Raw genomic sequence first — 399 nt, forward strand, 5'->3', positions numbered from 1 at the left:
GCGGATCGAAGTCGGCGAAAGCGGTCGAGATCAGCACGCACTCGTAGGCGGTCTCGGCAGCCTGGAAGAAACTGGCATTGGGATCGGTGGCGACGTCGAGCTCGGCGCTGCTTCGCAGCATCTTCTTGATGCGCTCGAAGGACGATTTGCGCTCGTCGATCAGCAGCACCTTCGGCTTCGCATCCTCGGCGGCGAAGTTGCGGCTCAACAGCTCCTCGATGCCGATGTTGCGCGTGGTCGAGGCGCGCAGCCGCAATTCGTCGGTCAGCGACTTCAGCCGGACAAGGCTCTTGACGCGCGTCATCAGCTGCAGGTCGTTGACCGGCTTGGTCAGGAAATCGTCGGCGCCGGCCTCCAGGCGGCGCGCCCGGTCGGAGACCTGATCGAGCGCGGTGATCA

General features: G+C 64.4%; 1 pseudogene. It reads right to left on the bottom strand.

The window, feature by feature from the left end:
• Nucleotides 1-399 (bottom strand): annotated as a pseudogene (gene pleD / locus EOA32_RS38050) (PleD family two-component system response regulator); the annotation flags it as partial.

The sequence above is a fragment of the Mesorhizobium sp. M1A.F.Ca.ET.072.01.1.1 genome (assembly GCF_004023325.1).
Lineage (GTDB): Bacteria > Pseudomonadota > Alphaproteobacteria > Rhizobiales > Rhizobiaceae > Mesorhizobium.